At 55.7% G+C, this 15,793-nt stretch carries 17 protein-coding genes; 6 read left to right on the plus strand and 11 right to left on the minus strand.

The window, feature by feature from the left end; translation table 11 throughout:
• Positions 1–35: 35 nt before the first annotated feature.
• From WG219_16805 to WG219_16820, 4 genes are all read right to left on the minus strand, one after another.
• Entirely contained in the window at positions 36–356 is a 321-nt protein-coding gene (locus tag WG219_16805; GenBank protein WXL24953.1) for an amidase, read from the minus strand.
• On the minus strand, positions 353–1,477 hold the full coding sequence (locus WG219_16810) for a serine hydrolase (GenBank protein ID WXL24954.1): 1,125 nt from the start codon (positions 1,475–1,477) through the stop codon (positions 353–355). Before WG219_16810 ends, WG219_16805 begins: the two co-directional genes overlap by 4 nt.
• Positions 1,478–1,574: 97 nt before the next feature.
• Positions 1,575–2,360 (minus strand): MBL fold metallo-hydrolase, encoded by a 786-nt coding sequence (locus WG219_16815; protein ID WXL24955.1) that lies wholly within the window; start codon positions 2,358–2,360, stop codon positions 1,575–1,577.
• Positions 2,361–2,437: 77 nt separating this feature from the next.
• Positions 2,438–3,328: an acyl-CoA dehydrogenase family protein gene (locus tag WG219_16820; protein WXL24956.1), complete on the minus strand. Its 891-nt coding sequence runs from the start codon at positions 3,326–3,328 to the stop codon at positions 2,438–2,440.
• 151 nt (positions 3,329–3,479) lie between these two features.
• Here WG219_16820 and olsB point away from each other — a divergent pair, with 151 nt between their 5' ends.
• Entirely contained in the window at positions 3,480–4,229 is a 750-nt protein-coding gene (gene olsB, locus WG219_16825; GenBank protein ID WXL24957.1) for an L-ornithine N(alpha)-acyltransferase, read from the plus strand.
• A 67-nt stretch (positions 4,230–4,296) separates the two neighbouring features.
• Positions 4,297–5,079: a lysophospholipid acyltransferase family protein gene (locus tag WG219_16830; GenBank protein ID WXL24958.1), complete on the plus strand. Its 783-nt coding sequence runs from the start codon at positions 4,297–4,299 to the stop codon at positions 5,077–5,079.
• An 8-nt stretch (positions 5,080–5,087) separates the two neighbouring features.
• Here the strand turns inward: WG219_16830 and WG219_16835 are convergent, their stop codons facing one another.
• Positions 5,088–5,672: an ACP phosphodiesterase gene (locus tag WG219_16835; protein ID WXL24959.1), complete on the minus strand. Its 585-nt coding sequence runs from the start codon at positions 5,670–5,672 to the stop codon at positions 5,088–5,090.
• Positions 5,673–5,854: 182 nt separating this feature from the next.
• Between WG219_16835 and WG219_16840 the strand changes: the two genes are divergently transcribed.
• A complete protein-coding gene (locus tag WG219_16840) occupies positions 5,855–6,904 on the plus strand; it encodes an alkene reductase (GenBank protein WXL24960.1) in 1,050 nt (349 codons plus the stop codon).
• Positions 6,905–6,977: 73 nt separating this feature from the next.
• On the opposite strand, the gene WG219_16845 is transcribed toward WG219_16840, so the two are convergent.
• From WG219_16845 to WG219_16855, 3 genes are all read right to left on the minus strand, one after another.
• Positions 6,978–7,832: an ATPase gene (locus tag WG219_16845; GenBank protein ID WXL24961.1), complete on the minus strand. Its 855-nt coding sequence runs from the start codon at positions 7,830–7,832 to the stop codon at positions 6,978–6,980.
• A gap of 160 nt (positions 7,833–7,992) precedes the next feature.
• Positions 7,993–8,985 carry an NAD(P)-dependent oxidoreductase gene (locus WG219_16850; GenBank protein ID WXL24962.1) on the minus strand — a complete coding sequence of 331 codons (993 nt, stop codon included), beginning with the start codon at positions 8,983–8,985 and terminating at the stop codon, positions 7,993–7,995.
• A 95-nt stretch (positions 8,986–9,080) separates the two neighbouring features.
• On the minus strand, positions 9,081–9,974 hold the full coding sequence (locus WG219_16855; GenBank protein ID WXL24963.1) for a LysR family transcriptional regulator ArgP: 894 nt from the start codon (positions 9,972–9,974) through the stop codon (positions 9,081–9,083).
• A gap of 91 nt (positions 9,975–10,065) precedes the next feature.
• Between WG219_16855 and WG219_16860 the strand changes: the two genes are divergently transcribed.
• Together WG219_16860 and WG219_16865 are read left to right on the plus strand one after the other, a co-directional pair.
• Complete coding sequence (locus WG219_16860; protein ID WXL24964.1) at positions 10,066–10,677, plus strand: LysE/ArgO family amino acid transporter; 612 nt, start codon at positions 10,066–10,068, stop codon at positions 10,675–10,677.
• Between the two features lie 181 nt (positions 10,678–10,858).
• A complete protein-coding gene (locus tag WG219_16865) occupies positions 10,859–11,440 on the plus strand; it encodes a Fe-Mn family superoxide dismutase (protein WXL24965.1) in 582 nt (193 codons plus the stop codon).
• Between the two features lie 56 nt (positions 11,441–11,496).
• Here the strand turns inward: WG219_16865 and WG219_16870 are convergent, their stop codons facing one another.
• The 3 genes from WG219_16870 to WG219_16880 all read right to left on the minus strand — a co-directional run bounded on the left by WG219_16870 (position 11,497) and on the right by WG219_16880 (position 13,434).
• Positions 11,497–11,766 (minus strand): hypothetical protein, encoded by a 270-nt coding sequence (locus tag WG219_16870; GenBank protein WXL24966.1) that lies wholly within the window; start codon positions 11,764–11,766, stop codon positions 11,497–11,499.
• On the minus strand, positions 11,763–12,137 hold the full coding sequence (locus WG219_16875) for a hypothetical protein (GenBank protein WXL24967.1): 375 nt from the start codon (positions 12,135–12,137) through the stop codon (positions 11,763–11,765). The genes WG219_16870 and WG219_16875 overlap by 4 nt, the downstream gene beginning before the upstream one ends.
• Before the next feature lie 76 nt (positions 12,138–12,213).
• Complete coding sequence (locus WG219_16880) at positions 12,214–13,434, minus strand: ammonium transporter (protein ID WXL24968.1); 1,221 nt, start codon at positions 13,432–13,434, stop codon at positions 12,214–12,216.
• Between the two features lie 257 nt (positions 13,435–13,691).
• Here WG219_16880 and WG219_16885 point away from each other — a divergent pair, with 257 nt between their 5' ends.
• A complete protein-coding gene (locus WG219_16885; protein WXL24969.1) occupies positions 13,692–15,755 on the plus strand; it encodes an EAL domain-containing protein in 2,064 nt (687 codons plus the stop codon).
• The last annotated feature ends 38 nt before the right edge of the window (positions 15,756–15,793 follow it).

Raw genomic sequence — 15,793 nt, forward strand, 5'->3', positions numbered from 1 at the left:
CCGATCCACACTCGCTGGTCCTACCTGCCAAACCCTCAGGGTTGTGGCAGCAACTGGCAGCCTTCGCGGGCACTCAACCATTGAGCACTCTGTGTACTGCCGAATCCGCTGGCTGTGACGCGCTTGAGTTGCGCATCATCATGAAACCCCGAGATAGGGATGTACTGCGACACATAGGTTTCACAGTAGGCAGCAGGATAGTTGGCCACATAGCGGCAAGAACAATATTCCTTGGCGGTATAGGCGCCGATGATGCCCGGGAACGCCTGCAAGTGGACACGGTTTTGCCAAGCCAAGGCAGCAACTGCCAAAAGCACAAATACCAATACGGTTAAGAATGGGTGACGACGGATCATGGCTGCTCCCCGGTGGCCATAGCGGCCAATACCAGCTTGAGGAAATGGTTGCGGTCAAAACTGCCGTCGCGGTCGTCGGCATAACGCACCACCACCAGATTTTGACTGGGGAAGACATACAGGCCCTGCCCCCAGTGGCCTGAGGCTAAAAACACATCATCCGGTACATCCGGCCACGGTTTCGGGTAGCTGGAAACGGCCTTGTTCACCCACCAGTGGCCCGCCGCCACGGCGCCGTTAGGCTTATCCGCCTGCGGCACGAAGTTGGCGAAAGGCGTGCGGTTAAATTCAACCCACGCTTTAGGCAACAGTTGTTGATCACGCCAACGGCCATCACGCTGCATCAGCAAACCGACGCGGGCCAGATCGCGCGCAGTCAAATACGCATAGGATGAAGCAATGTAGGTGCCGGAAGGGTCTCGCTCCCACGTAGCACTGGTTATCCCCAACGGTTCGAAAAGCGCCTTCCATGGATAATCGGCATAGGCTTGCTCACCCACGATTTGTTTCATCGTTGCGGCCAACACATTGCTGTCACCACTGGAATAGCGGAAACGTGTGCCGGCCTCTGCACCGGCTTTGTGAGCAGCGGTAAAGGCCGCCATATCACTGCGCCCGCGGGTGTAGAGCATGGCCACCACGGAGGATTTAAGGGGCGCGTATTCGTAATCTTCCTGCCAATCCAGCCCCGAAGCCCAGTTAAACAGGTGGCCCATTTTGATCTGCGGATGTTCGGCAAAGGCGGGATAGTATTGGGCTACCGGTGCATCCAGGCGGAACAATCCCTGCCCATACGCAACCCCCATAACAGTTGCCCACAAGCTCTTGGACATAGACCAAGTCAAATGCGCAGTCTGGGCATTGGTCGGCTCAGCGTAGCGCTCATACACCAAGACACCGTCACGGATGACCACGAGCGCATCAGTACGCACACCCTTTCGCTCCTTTTCATCCCTTAGCGGAAAGGCGTATTGCTCCAGCGCATCCAGCGCTGCGCTGGCCGGAGCAGGGGCACTCACCCAGTCCTTATCCGGCCAGTTTTCAGCCTGAGCAGAAGCACAGACCGCAAACAAGCCGCAGGCCAGCCAAAATTGTCGTACGGGAAATCGGAGAAGTGCCATACAGCCGCCTCTGTCGGAAGTAGAGGCGGAACCCTAGCATGGCGGCTGTTGCGATCCAACGTCTGGCCGCCCTCGCCGCACAGCATCGGGCGCAGTGTTATTTAGGCAATTGGTAGTCTTCTGGGCCTAACAGGTCGAGGCCGCACTCCAGGTTCTCGATCCAGTACAGGAAGGCGCTGATCATCTCCGGGCCGACAAAAGGCCGACCGTGCTGCGGCACGATCATGGCGACATCCATTTGCCGGACCATCGCAGCCCACAACCGGCAAACTTTGTTGCTGGCCATGTAACGGCGGTGGAAGGCCAACATATTCGGCACGTGGTTGACGAAGTCAGAGACCGGCGTTGCGTCATCCACCATAGAGGCGCCCATATCCCCGGAGAAGAGGATTTTGCTGACCGGGTCGTACAGCTGGAAGTTACCAACTGAGTGCAAGAAGTGAGCAGGTACGGCCTTAAGCGAGCATTTACCTAAGGTGAACGATTGACCACGATCCGGCAGAGAGATAATCCGGTCATAGGTGTTCAGACCACGACTCAGGGCCAGGTAATTAGCCGTCAGGTGTGGCAAAAAGCGCGACCATAGCTTGGAGCAAATCACCCGCGCGCGGGTGTGCAGCAGCCATTTGTCCAACGAGGCGATGATGTCAGGGTCCTGGTGCGAGGCAAAAATATAGGTCAGATCCTGCACCGGAATGTGCTTGGACAGCTCCAGTGACAACGGCGTGTATGTGAGGTCACCACCCGGATCGAGCAGCAGGTGCTCATCATGGTCTGTAATCAGGAACTGGTTGGACTGCACGCCCTCGCCACTGACCAGATCATCAAACATCATGCATTGGTGAACGCCATTGTCGAACAGAATGATGGGCTCGCGTCGCATTACAGACTCCTGTGGAAAGCACGGAAGAATACCGATAGCCGGATTAAATCGAACTGATCTGGATCAAACTGCCCCAGCTACAGATGCAGTGCAAGGGTTTTCAGCGCCGTTTCCAAGCGCTTAGTGCGAGCTGACATGGCAATGGACAACAGCCCTTTATCACGCTGCCAAAGACACTGCCAATGCTCGTCGGTCGTTGCAGCAAAGGCTTCATCCAACTCAGTGCGCAGACTGTCGAATTGGGCAAACAAGCCCGCCAGCAACACGTGGCCATGCGCATCACTGGGGCACAGCCTGGCTGTCTCTGCACAACCGGCTAATAAGCCAACAAGCCTTAACAGCAACGTCTGGGGCCAATAAGACTCCTTCCCCACGCCAAATAACCAGGCACACAGGGCCGCCAGAACATGTACATCCTCCAGCGTCCGGAACGGCTTTACGTAGTCACTCCAACCGTCCCCCGGCAAACGTTCGCAGTGAGCATCGTTCAGGTGCAGGCGGGCGTGACCGATATCAGGCATCAACGGCAATGCTGGCAGAGGCTCGATTTTGACACCCGGATCACCGTTACGTACGACACCGAGCATCAACCGCACCGCCTCGCCTTCAGCGTCTTCCCGAGCTGCTACCAGCAACCAGTCAGCAGCTTCAGCGGCGGTCACAAAATCTTTGCGCCCGCTCAGGCTCAGGCCATTGATGCGAGTCTGCATATCGGCAGCACGTGTGCTGCGTCCCTCACTTACGCACAGTGCCCCCAGCGTTCTCGGAGCAGCTGGCCACAAGGCCCGCAGAGCAGCCTGGTAGCCTGCGAGAAAGGCCAATCCCGGTGTCGCCGAGAAGCGTCCTCCATAAATCGCTATCGCCATCGGAGTCAGATTGGGCAACCGTGCCAGCAGGCTGGTGAACCACTCCTCCAGGCTGACGATGGGCAGTCGTTCCTGATCAGTCAGTAAGTATTGCCAGGGCATAGCGTCTCCTTTTTGTCGTTATGGCGGGAGGACGACGGTCATTCAAACATCACAATTCCGTCACAGTGATGACACTGCTGAAACATAGCCTGAGATTGCCCAACAAGTTCAACCGGCTGCAAGGGATAAGTCGGACAACGGAGATGACGGCATGAATCAGATAGCACATTGCGCGACACAACCCCGTCGCCTACAAGCCGAGCGCCTACTGGGTGCCAACGCTCTGCGTGAAGCTCAGGCACTGCGTTTCCGCGTTTTCAGCGCCGAGTTCGATGCCAAGCTAAAAGGCGCCGAGCTAGGGTTGGACATGGACGACTACGACATTCATTGCCAACACATCGGGGTGCGTGACCTTAACAGTGGCCAGTTAGTCGCCACCACCCGCTTGCTGGATCACCAGGCTGCGGCGGACTTGGGTCGTTTCTACAGCGAAGAGGAGTTCAGCCTGCACGGCCTGCTCCAGTTGGAAGGCCCGGTGCTGGAAATCGGGCGCACCTGTGTCGATGCCGCCTACCGCAATGGCGCTACCATCGCCGTGCTGTGGGGCGAGCTGGCTGAAGTGCTCAATCAAGGCGGTTACCGTTACTTGATGGGCTGCGCCAGCATTCCCATGCAAGACGGCGGCGTACAGGCCCAAGCGATCATGCAGCGCCTGCGTGACCGTTACCTGTGCACAGAGCACCTGCGAGCCGAGCCAAAGCACCCGATCCCCACACTGGAAGTGCCAGGCAATGTGATTGCGGAAATGCCGCCTTTGCTCAAAGCTTATATGCGTCTAGGCGCTAAGATCTGCGGCGAGCCGTGCTGGGATCAGGACTTTCAAGTGGCTGACGTGTTCATTCTGCTCAAACGTGACGAGCTGTGCCCACGTTATGCAAGACATTTCAAAGCGGCGGTCTGACTCTGCTTGCACATCTGGCCTGCAGCAGGTAGACAGAGCTGCACGTTTACTCAGTGGCAGGAGCCTGATGAAAAAGTTGCGTTTGTATTGGCGTCTGACCCGCCTGCTGGTAGTGATCTGTTTCGGCACGCTGCTGGCGGCAACTATCTCGATGCTTGAGCGCTTTGTACGCCATGATCTGATGAGCACCCGCCAGCGCCTGACTCGCTGGTTTATGGCACACCTCACTTCGGCCCTTCCCTTCCGCTTTAAGGTTAAAGGCGAGCTGCCGCAAGAGCCCATGCTATGGGTAAGCAATCACGTGTCATGGACCGATATTCCACTGCTGGGCATGCTAACGCCGCTGTCGTTTCTGTCCAAAGCTGAAGTTCGTACCTGGCCGGTAGCGGGCTGGCTGGCGCACAAGGCTGGCACCCTGTTCATCCGCCGCGGGGCGGGTGACAGCAAACTGCTCAACGATCAGCTGGGGCGCCACTTGCTCGGCGGGCGCAGCTTGCTGATTTTCCCTGAAGGGACCACCAATGATGGCCTAAGCCTACGTACCTTCCATGGTCGTTTGATGAGCAGCGCCATCGAAACCGGCGTAAAAGTACAACCCGTAGCAATCCGCTATCTCCGTAATGGAGAAACCTGCCCCGTTGCTCCATTCATTGGTGACGACGACATGCTTTCGCACCTGTTGCGCTTACTCAGCAGCGACCCTGGCGAGGTGGAAATTCAGCTGCTTGAACCGATCATCAGCCAAGGCAGCAACCGCAACGCCCTGGCCCGCAGCGCTCAGCGTGCCATTCACAGCGCACTGTATGGTAGTGATGAAGAACAAGCCGACGCCGAGCAAGCCGTTGCCTGATCAGGACGCTACCGACGGCTTTCAAGCTCGCTGCGGACATACAACAGCAACTGTGGATAGAACGCCCGGAAGTCATCCATAAGCGGCTCATACAGCCGCTCCAACTCCTCAATCCCGCCCAACAGCAACCCTGGTTTGGATAAGCGTCGGTCAATACCCCGAATGACCTGCTCCAATACCGCGAAATCTTTATAACTGCCCAACCAGTCCTGCTCAGCCATGCGTGGCGCAATCAAAGCCAGCCGCTCCGGCAGGTTTGGCTCCTCACGCAATACCTGATACACCCTGCCGGTAAACACTGGTAATGGCTCGTGGGAGTACTCCCGCCAGTTCTGCGCTAAGCAATGATCAAAAAACACATCCAGCAAGATTCCAGCATAGCGCCGGCGATGCGTCGCAAAGCGTGCACGCGCTTGCTCCTGCAAAGGATGGCTGTCGGTGAAAACGTCAATACGGCGATGCAGGCGAATGGCCGCTTCGATTTCAGCGGACCACTGGCCCTGCAGCGGCCCTTTTACAAAATCCCCATACAAACTGCCCAGCAATTGAGCCGGTGCATTACCGCCAAGGTGGAGGTGGGCCAGATAATTCATGTCTAGAGCTTACTTATCACTTCTACAAATGGAGACTATCGGTTCGAACAATCTGCTTATTCCCCAGCACCACGGTAGGTTAAGCCCCGTTCGCAACGGCCGCTAAACTACGCGGTACACCGATGTTGCGCAGAAGAGTGTCTTTTTACCGTTAGACCTGATGACTCACTGAGGAACACAGCATGACCAATCTGTTCGACCCAATCAAAGTGGGCGATCTGGAACTGAAAAACCGCATCATTATGGCACCTCTCACCCGCTGCCGCGCCGACGAAGGCCGCGTCCCCGGTGCCCTGATGCAGGAATACTACAGCCAGCGTGCAACAGCTGGTCTGATCATTACTGAAGCCACCTCCGTGACCCCAATGGGTGTGGGATACCCTAATACCCCTGGTATCTGGAGCGACGAGCAAGTTCGCGGCTGGAAAAAAGTCACCGACGCCGTGCATGCCTCTGGCGGAAAGATTGTTCTGCAACTCTGGCATGTTGGACGCATCTCTCATCCAAGCTATCTGGACGGCGAACTACCGGTTGCACCTAGCGCACTGAGGCCTTCCGGACATGTCAGCCTGCTGCGCCCACTGACTGATTTCGTCACGCCCCGCGCCCTTGAAACCGGTGAAATCCCAGAAGTGATTGAGGCCTTCCGCCTCGGTGCAGAAAACGCCCTGGCTGCCGGGTTTGATGGTGTCGAATTGCATGCAGCCAACGGTTATCTGATCGACCAGTTCCTGCAAAGCAGTACCAACCACCGTAAAGATAACTACGGTGGCAGCATTGAGAACCGTGCTCGCCTGCTGTTGGAAATCACCGATGTTTTGATCGACATCTGGGGCGCGGGCAAAGTCGGCGTGCACCTGGCAACCCGCCCAGATATGCACGACATGGGTGACAACAACCCCGCAGAAACATTCACCTACGTAGCCCGTGAGTTGGGTAAACGTAATATCGCCTTTATCTGTACCCGTGAGCGCGCTGGCGACGACAGCTTAGGCGTGCAAATGAAAGAGGCTTTTGGCGGTGTTTACATTGCCAACGAAGGTTTCAACAAAGCCACTGCCAGCGAGCTACTGGCCAGCAAGAAGGCCGATGCTGTTGCCTTCGGCGTACTCTTTATCGCCAACCCAGACCTACCAGCTCGCCTGGCCATTGACGCTGAACTTAATGCGCCGAAACCAGAGGCGTTCTTCGCTGACGGTCCGGTGGGCTACACCGACTACCCCAGCCTGTAAGTGCAGTACGCTAGCGAGTCAGGCCCAGCCGTGACTGACTCGCTAACCCCGAATCCCTTACCGCATCCCTGAGTTAACGTTCATCAATCTGCTTTTGCAGGTTCTGAACCTGAGCCTGGAGTGCGTTGATGTTACGTGTCATCTGCGCCCGGAAGGCATCAAACTCTGCCGTGCTGGCCGTATTACCGGCAGGGCTGGTGGCGCGATTATCCAGTTCACTTCTGAGCACCAGCAGATCTTGTTCAAGACGGGCAACCGCCTGATTCGGGTTACCCTGTTTCTTCAATGCGTCTACGTCACTGCGCAGTGCAGCGATCTTCTCATCCGCTTTAGCCTGCCCGGCTACAGCCGATTTGAGATTGGCCTGCTCAGTTTTGAGCTGTGCTTGCTCGGTTTCAAACTTACTGAGCTGCGCTGCCAACTTCTCGTTTTCCGTCTGGCGCGCCTTAAGGTCAGCGGTCAGCTGCTCAACACGTGTTGCGGCATCACGCTGCGCAGTTGCTGTGCCCTGTAGCAGTCGGCTTAATTCAGCAGCTTTACTCTCCAGCTGCCGAACCTGCAACTTCAGGGCCTCGCTGCCGGTATTGACCGAGGTTTCAGTGGCCACCACCTTGCCTGAAATATCCTGAATACGCCCCGCAGCCTCTTCACTGATGCGGGCAAAGCTCTCTTGAGTGGCAACCAATTGCTGCTCCATCAGACGGATCTGCTGGAAGCTCCACCAGCCCAAACCACCCAATCCAATCAGCAATGCCCCAATCAACGCCCACAGTGGCCCCGTGCTGGCGGACCTCACATCAGTGGCAGCCGCTGCATACGAGGGCGCATGTGGAGTGGTCTCATAAGGCTGCTCAACAAAATCCCGGTCACGCACATCGGCCCGCAAACTGGGCACATTATCGAATTCATCGCGCTGATCGTTACGCATGGGTCAACCTTCATGGGAGAGGCGGCTAATGGCAAGGCATGCAGTATAACGGTTAGTACCTGCGCGATCAGTGATCGCTACACAGGCTTTCGTAGTGTTTGCTGCACACTAATGGCCATCGACCTGAGGCGGACCTATCAGTTCCCACCGCCAATACGAATCAACGTGGCTGCTGCGCTTGCCACCAGTTGCAGAATTCATCCAAGGCCGTCCAGATTGTGACTTGCGGATCGTAATCGAGGTATTCCCGCGCACGGCTGATGTCCAACGAGAAATCCTTACCCATCACCGTCACTCCAAGACGAAACAATGATGGCTCCGGCTTACCCGGTAATAATTTGCAAATACCTTCGTTCAATGCCGCTGCTGTATAGGCCAATTTAAAAGGCATATGCCGGGTGACTGGAGGTAGCTCAAGACGGCGTAATACATAATTGACCACATCCCAGAGGGGTACCGGTGCCCCATTACTGAGGTTGTAGACCTTGCCTAAAGCCTCCCCATTGACATGCAAACACGTCATAAGCGCCTGATTGAGGTTATGGACGCTGGTGAAATCCACCTTATTCAGCCCATTCCCGATAATCGACAAGCGTCCCTTACGGTGCATCTCGATAAGCCTTGGGAAAATGCTGGCATCTCCGGCCCCAGTAACAAAACGCGGACGTAGCGCAATCACTTGCAGACCAAACTCCTGAGCAGAAAACACCAGTTGTTCGGCCTGATACTTGGTTTTGCCGTAATGATCTAAAAAGTGCTTAGGTATCTGTTCCTCACGCAAACCTACGTGAGCGTGGCCATCAAAATAGACCGATGGCGAAGACAGATGTACCAGGCGTGGGACGTTCTGTTTCAGGCAGGCATCTATGACATTCTCAGTCACTTTGACGTTGGCCTGATGAAAATACTCATAAGAACCCCACACACCCACCGCACCCGCGCAATGAACAACGACATCAACCCCTTCGCACAACTGCTGAACCAGTTCCGGATCGCTCAAATCGCCTTGGATAAATTCAGCACCGCGACTGCGCAAATGCTCAACACCTTCAGCCCTACGGCCATTGACCCGCACCTCCAGGCCATTTTCCAAGGCAAAGCGGGCAAAGCGTCCGCCGATAAAACCACTTGCACCGGTCACCAGAATTTTCATCGCCACCTCCATGCTTGCATTCGCGCCACTCTAACAGCCTGCAGCAACAGCAAAAGTAGCATTGCAAGCCAGAACTACGACCGTGCAAACATCTCTCATGCAGGGCCTACCAAGCTCGCCGCCGCACCGCGGACCAAATGCCGGGTCAGTTGATCTAACAGATCTCCGCCATTGCGCCAGTAGTGCCAGTACAACGGCACGTCAATCGGCTGGCCGCCATCCAGATCAATCAGCTCGCCCCTTTGCAACTCCGAGCGAACCTGCAATTCGGGAATCAGTCCCCAGCCAAAACCTGCCAGAGCAAGCCGTACAAAGCCTTCAGATGAAGGGCACAAATGATGGATAAAACCACTGCTGACACCCTGTGTGGCGAGAAAGCGATGCTGCAACCGGTCATCCGGCCCAAACACAATGGCTGGGGCTTGACGCAATGCCGACGCATTAACACCTTCTGGAAAATACTGGGCAACAAAGTCCGAGCTGGCTAAAGCCCGGTAGCGCATGGCCCCCAAAGGCGCCACCCGCGCACCAGCCACAGGGCGCTCACTGGCACAGACACAAGCCGCCACTTCACCGGCGCGCATGCGTTTAAGTCCAACCTCTTGGTCCTCTACCAAGAGATCAAACAGCAATTGGCGCTCCCGGCAGAATGCACCTACAGCCCCCGCCCACCAAGTCGCCAAGCTGTCTGCATTGATCGCAATGCGCAGCCGTTCCGGGGCAGCACCCTCGTCCAATCCTGGCACATGAGCCTGCACATCCCGCTCCAGCAAGCGCACCTGTTGCACATGGTTAAGCAAGCGTCGACCAATCTCTGTAGGTTCAGGCGGCATAGCCCTGACTAGAACAGGCTGACCAACACGGGCCTCCAACAGTTTGATGCGCTGTGACACCGCTGACTGAGAAAGGCCCAATACCTGTGCCGCGCGTTCAAAGCCAGCCTGCTCGACCACTGCAGCCAGCGCGGTCAGAAGTTTGTAGTCGAACACATCACTTTTCCTAATGATGAATGAGCATTATTGGCTTCTCTTATACACCCACGCCCATCACACTCGCCACTTCGAACAGGAGTAAAGCGTCATGTGGCAAAGCTATAGCAATGGATTATTGATCGCCGCCGGACTGATCATTGCGCTGGGCGCACAGAATGCATTCGTACTGGCACAAAGCTTGCGCCGCGAGCACCACCTGCCTGTCGCAATGCTGTGCATCTTGTGCGATGCGATATTGGTCAGCGTCGGCGTGTTCGGCCTTGCTGCAATCTTGGCGCAAAGCCCTGTGCTGTTGGCTGTTGCGCGCTGGGGTGGAGCAGCCTTTCTGCTCTGGTATGGTGCACAGGCCCTGCTGCGGGCTTGTCGTCCACAGGCACTTGAGCAAACAAGCACTAACAGTTCGCGATCATTGCGCACGGTGATGCTCAGCGCATTAGCTGTGACCTTGCTCAACCCACATGTGTATCTGGATACCGTCTTACTGATTGGTTCACTGGGTGCACAACAAAGCATGCCAGCCGCCTATGTACTCGGCGCGGCAAGCGCATCAGCGATTTGGTTCCTTGCCCTTTCTATCGGTGCCGCAAGCCTTGCACCTTGGCTTGCAAGGCCTGCCACATGGCGCATTATCGACCTTTGTGTGGCTTTGATGATGTTCAGCATCAGTTGGCAACTGATCACAGGTGAGGGCCTAAAATAGCCTGGCGATGCCCAGAAAGTAGCCAGCCAGATGGTTTCCCACACACTTGTCATGTGTTTAACCCGCCTGCCCAGTGCTATGATCAAAGACCTGCGGCATCAAAGAGACTACTCAAGCCGCTTGATTTGGCCGCCCGTGAACGGCTCCGCGCATACGCACCTGAATGGATAGGAGATAAAACATGGCTTTCGAATTGCCGCCGCTGCCCTACGCCCACGACGCTCTGGAACCGCACATCTCCAAGGAAACCTTGGAATTTCACCACGACAAGCACCACAACACCTATGTCGTGAACCTGAACAATCTGGTTCCTGGTACTGAGTTTGAAGGCAAGACTCTGGAAGAAATCGTTAAGACTTCTACCGGCGGCATCTTCAACAACGCAGCCCAAGTCTGGAACCACACGTTCTACTGGAACTGCCTGGCACCTAACGCTGGCGGCCAACCGACTGGCGCACTGGCTGACGCCATCAACGCTACCTGGGGCTCTTTCGAGAAGTTCAAGGAAGAATTCAGCAAAGTTTCCATCGGCACCTTCGGTTCCGGCTGGGGCTGGCTGGTCAAGAAAGCTGACGGTTCCCTGGCTCTGGCCAGCACCATCGGCGCTGGCTGCCCGCTGACCAGCGGTGACACCCCGCTGCTGACTTGCGACGTATGGGAACACGCCTACTACATCGACTATCGCAACCTGCGTCCGAAGTACGTTGAGGCATTCTGGAACCTGGTTAACTGGGACTTCGTAGCCAAAAACTACGCTGCCTAATTATCCTGCTCCAACAAAAAAACCGGCCTTGGGCCGGTTTTTTTGTTTATCCCGCACTACATCAGCCAGTTAGGGGCAAGCACTAGGGCTGCCGACTCGCTCTGTTTCACAGCCCGGCTCAGGCGCCAATCAGCCTCCTCCGGCCCTAGGTATTCCCCCATCCCGACATACAGCAAATTAAGCAGTTGCCGTTGCTGTGAAGTCGATAGTTGCGCCTCCTCCAACGAGAGCCCCTGCTCCAGCCAATTACGCACCAGCATGCGCTGCTCGTTACTGCCCGTCAGTACGTTCAGATTACCCTTCACGAATCCACGCAGAAGCCTCACCTGCCCAGCATCCATGTCGATGAATAACTGGGCAACCAAGGCTTCGAATGAACGCAGAACATCCCCCGGCATAAAGCCATTGAAGGCTCATTCTGGTTTGATCCACGCCACGCGTTAATTAGCCTTTCTGGGGCCGGCAAAAAATCCGCCGCAGGACCTGTAAGTGCACCCATCAGATCCCGGTAGACAGTGGCCCGTTCAATCGTGCGTTCAGTTGAGACCACAAGTTCGGCAATAAAACCATCTAGGAAATAAAAAGGCATGCCGGCGTATTTGCATTCCCACAACGCCACCGCTGCAAGTGGTTCGTCGCCTGCGAAGTGGCTGGTAAGCTCCGTATAGATAGCTCTGCGTCGGGTTGTCAGGTTCATTTCAGGCCTTCCTTGGCAACTCGTTGCCGTTATAAGTCACAACTCGGTTGAACTCGGGATAACCGATCTCAGCATCTCACGTGCAGTCCAGCCCCAGCCGCTCGTGTTGGCCCGTGGTGCGCAAACCAATGGTTTTCGCCAGCAGCAAAAACAACAGCAGAGCGGTCGGAAACACCCAGAGAAATGCAGCTGCCGCACCTAGAGTCTGAACCCCCACCCGCCCCCAATTGAGCATGTCCGAGTAATAGAACAGCCCAGCAGCAAGCGTGCCCCACACACCACAAAACCCATGAACAGGTACAGCACCGACCACATCATCGACCTTGAGGCGCTCGAGTAAACGAGTGCCGGAAACAACGATAAAGCCTGCCAGCAGCCCGGTCAGAATGGCGAACAAGGGATACATACTTGCACAGCCCGCGGTAATTGAGACCAGCCCTCCCAACGAGCCATTCACCGTAATACTGAACAACACGGGGGAAGAGTTTCTGCGCTGCGCCATATACGCTCCTAGGGCTCCGGCTGACGCGGCTAGGTGAGTATTGAGGGCAATCAGCCCCAAGTTAGGACTTACTTCAAAACTGCTACCGGCATTGAAGCCAAACCAACCGAGCCACAGAATAAAACCGCCTAATGTTACGAATCCCATGTTGTGTCCGGGGAGGTTGCGCACGGCGCCATCAGCGCCAAAACGCCCCAATCGTGGCCCCAGTACCAATACGCCTGCCAGGGCACACCAGGCTCCAACGCTGTGCACAACGGTCGAGCCGGCAAAATCAACAAATCCCAATTTTGTCAGCCACCCCTGCCCTCCGTTGATGCCACTCCAGACCCAGCTACCAAATACCGGGTAGATGAAACCGCAAATAACCAAAGCACCGAACAGATAGGCTGAATAACGGGTACGCTCTGCCATCGCCCCACTAGCAATCGTGGCGGCCGTTACTGCAAACATCATCTGAAAAAGCAGGAAGGTGAAGTCCCACGGCTCCCCCTCATAGGGAGCAAAATGGCTCATCCCGAACCAACCAGTGATGTTGACACCGAACATCAGGCCAAAACCAAGCCCCCAGAACGCAATGCCGCCAGCGCACCCGTCAATGTAGTTTTTCACCATCACATTAACGGCGTTCTTGGCCCTCGACATACCGCTCTCCATGAGCGCAAACCCCGCCTGCATGAAGAACACCAACACACTGGCAAAGACCACCCAGGCGATATTGATGGCTTCATCCGTAGCGCCCCATGAGAAAGGCGATACCCAGCAAAGTGCGATACCGATTGTCCGTCTCTTCATCACCAAATCCTTTGGGTGTAGTCCAAAGGGTGCTCCGCAACACTCATGCCAAGCAGAAAGCAGCTAGACTAGATACTTACAGAAAGTACACTGCACCCACTCTGTGCAGGCACCTGCACCGTGCATACTCATGCGCTCCAAAACAGTGCAGGCATATTTTTTTGAAAAAGTTAGGTGATGGCCCTTTGACTGCAAGCTCGACTTTGCCAATACTCCACCCTGTTTAACGTCAAGGCCTTTCATTAAGGAACCGACACTTGAAGCTGGAACTCAAAAACAGCTTGTCGCTTAAACTGCTACGGGTCGTGCTGCTATCAGCACTTATCGTTGGAGTGATCCTGAGCTGCGCTCAGATCATCTTCGACGTATACAAAACCCGGCAAGCCGTTGCCGGTGACGCTCAGCGTATCCTCGGCATGTTTCGCGACCCTTCCACCCAAGCGGTCTATAGCCTAGATCGGGAAATGGGTATGCAGGTTATCGAAGGCCTGTTCCAGCACGAGTCAGTGCGTGTTGCCTCCATAGGCCACCCGAATGAACCTAAGCTGGCAGAGAAGTCCCGGGAACTATCCACCATTCCCACTCGCTGGCTGACGGACCCCATCCTAGGTAAGGAACAGACCTTCACCACCGAACTGGTCGGTCGAGGCCCCTATAGTGAGTACTACGGCGACCTCAGCATCACCCTCGACACCGCCGAATATGGCGAAAGTTTTGTCACCAACTCGGTCATTATCTTTATCTCAGGCGTATTACGGGCCATGGCCATGGGCCTGGTGCTTTACTTGGTCTACCACTGGTTACTGACCAAGCCTCTCTCGAAGATTATCGAGCACCTCACGCACATCAACCCAGACCGCCCCAGTGAGCACAAACTACCAATGCTCCCTGGGAACGAAAAAAACGAGTTAGGTCTGTGGATTAACACAGCCAACCAACTCCTCTCCTCCATTGAACGCAACACCCACCTGCGCCGCGAAGCTGAAGACAGCCTGTTGCGCATGGCGCAATACGACTTCCTCACGGGCTTGCCCAACCGCCAGCAACTGCAGCAACAACTGGATCAGATTCTGGAAGACGCAGGCCGTCTGCAGCGTCGGGTCGCGGTTCTCTGCGTAGGCCTGGACGACTTTAAAGGCGTTAACGAGCAGTTCAGCTACCAGACCGGCGACCAGTTGCTTCTAGCCCTGTCAGACAGGCTGCGCAGTCACAGTGGCCGTCTGGGTGCATTGGCCCGCTTAGGAGGCGACCAATTTGCCCTGGTTCAGGCCGACATTGAACAGCCCTATGAAGCTGCTGAGCTGGCTCAGAGTGTTCTCGACGATCTGGAAACGCCCTTCATTCTTGATCAACAGCAGATTCGTCTGCGTGCCACTATCGGCATCACCCTGTTCCCGGAAGATGGCGACAGCACTGAAAAGCTACTGCAAAAAGCTGAACAAACCATGACGCTTGCGAAGAGTCGCTCACGCAACCGTTATCAGTTCTATATCGCCAGTGTCGACAGTGAAATGCGCCGACGCCGCGAACTTGAAAAAGACCTGCGTGACGCGCTCGCCCTCAACCAGCTGCATCTGGTTTATCAACCGCAAGTTGATTACCGCAACCACAATGTTGTCGGCGTTGAAGCACTCCTACGCTGGCAACACCCCCAGCATGGTTTTGTGCCACCGGACTTGTTCATCCCCTTGGCTGAGCAAAACGGCACCATCATTCCGATCGGTGAGTGGGTGCTCGACCAGACCTGTCGCCAACTGCGCGAATGGCATGACCAGGGCTTCACTGAAATGCGCATGGCGATCAACCTTTCCACGGTTCAGCTGCACCACGCTGAGTTGCCACGGGTGGTTAACAACCTGATGCAAGTTTACCGGCTGCCACCGCGCAGCCTGGAACTTGAAGTGACTGAAACCGGCCTGATGGAAGACATCAACACCGCCGCCCAGCACTTGCTCAGCCTGCGCCGTTCAGGGGCACTGATTGCGATCGACGACTTCGGTACGGGTTACTCCTCACTGAGCTACCTGAAGAGCCTGCCACTGGACAAAATCAAGATCGACAAGAGCTTTGTTCAGGACCTGCTCGAGGACGAGGATGACGCCACTATTGTTCGCGCCATCATCCAGCTCGGCAAAAGCCTGGGTATGCAGGTTATTGCCGAAGGTGTGGAGACCGCTGAGCAAGAGGCTTACATCATCGCCCAGGGCTGTAACGAAGGTCAGGGTTACCTCTACAGCAAACCTCTGCCCGCCCGTGAACTGACCCAATTTATCAAGCAATCACGGCGTTTGAATAACGCGATTAACCCCGCTTCGCTCTGATACTAAAAGCCCGCACTCATGCGGGCTTTTAGTTAGTG

Source organism: Pseudomonas mendocina (assembly GCA_037482215.1).
In the GTDB taxonomy this organism is placed as follows: domain Bacteria; phylum Pseudomonadota; class Gammaproteobacteria; order Pseudomonadales; family Pseudomonadaceae; genus Aquipseudomonas; species Aquipseudomonas mendocina_E.

Bases quoted from the DNA above. Each gene is read 5' to 3' on its own strand.
- WG219_16805 (WXL24953.1), bottom strand. From the start codon at position 356: ATGATCCGTCGTCACCCATTCTTAACCGTATTGGTATTTGTGCTTTTG.
- WG219_16810 (WXL24954.1), bottom strand. From the start codon at position 1,477: ATGGCACTTCTCCGATTTCCCGTACGACAATTTTGGCTGGCCTGCGGC.
- WG219_16815 (WXL24955.1), bottom strand. From the start codon at position 2,360: ATGCGACGCGAGCCCATCATTCTGTTCGACAATGGCGTTCACCAATGC.
- WG219_16820 (WXL24956.1), bottom strand. From the start codon at position 3,328: ATGCCCTGGCAATACTTACTGACTGATCAGGAACGACTGCCCATCGTC.
- olsB (WXL24957.1), top strand. From the start codon at position 3,480: ATGAATCAGATAGCACATTGCGCGACACAACCCCGTCGCCTACAAGCC.
- WG219_16830 (WXL24958.1), top strand. From the start codon at position 4,297: ATGAAAAAGTTGCGTTTGTATTGGCGTCTGACCCGCCTGCTGGTAGTG.
- WG219_16835 (WXL24959.1), bottom strand. From the start codon at position 5,672: ATGAATTATCTGGCCCACCTCCACCTTGGCGGTAATGCACCGGCTCAA.
- WG219_16840 (WXL24960.1), top strand. From the start codon at position 5,855: ATGACCAATCTGTTCGACCCAATCAAAGTGGGCGATCTGGAACTGAAA.
- WG219_16845 (WXL24961.1), bottom strand. From the start codon at position 7,832: ATGCGTAACGATCAGCGCGATGAATTCGATAATGTGCCCAGTTTGCGG.
- WG219_16850 (WXL24962.1), bottom strand. From the start codon at position 8,985: ATGAAAATTCTGGTGACCGGTGCAAGTGGTTTTATCGGCGGACGCTTT.
- WG219_16860 (WXL24964.1), top strand. From the start codon at position 10,066: ATGTGGCAAAGCTATAGCAATGGATTATTGATCGCCGCCGGACTGATC.
- WG219_16865 (WXL24965.1), top strand. From the start codon at position 10,859: ATGGCTTTCGAATTGCCGCCGCTGCCCTACGCCCACGACGCTCTGGAA.
- WG219_16875 (WXL24967.1), bottom strand. From the start codon at position 12,137: ATGAACCTGACAACCCGACGCAGAGCTATCTATACGGAGCTTACCAGC.
- WG219_16880 (WXL24968.1), bottom strand. From the start codon at position 13,434: ATGAAGAGACGGACAATCGGTATCGCACTTTGCTGGGTATCGCCTTTC.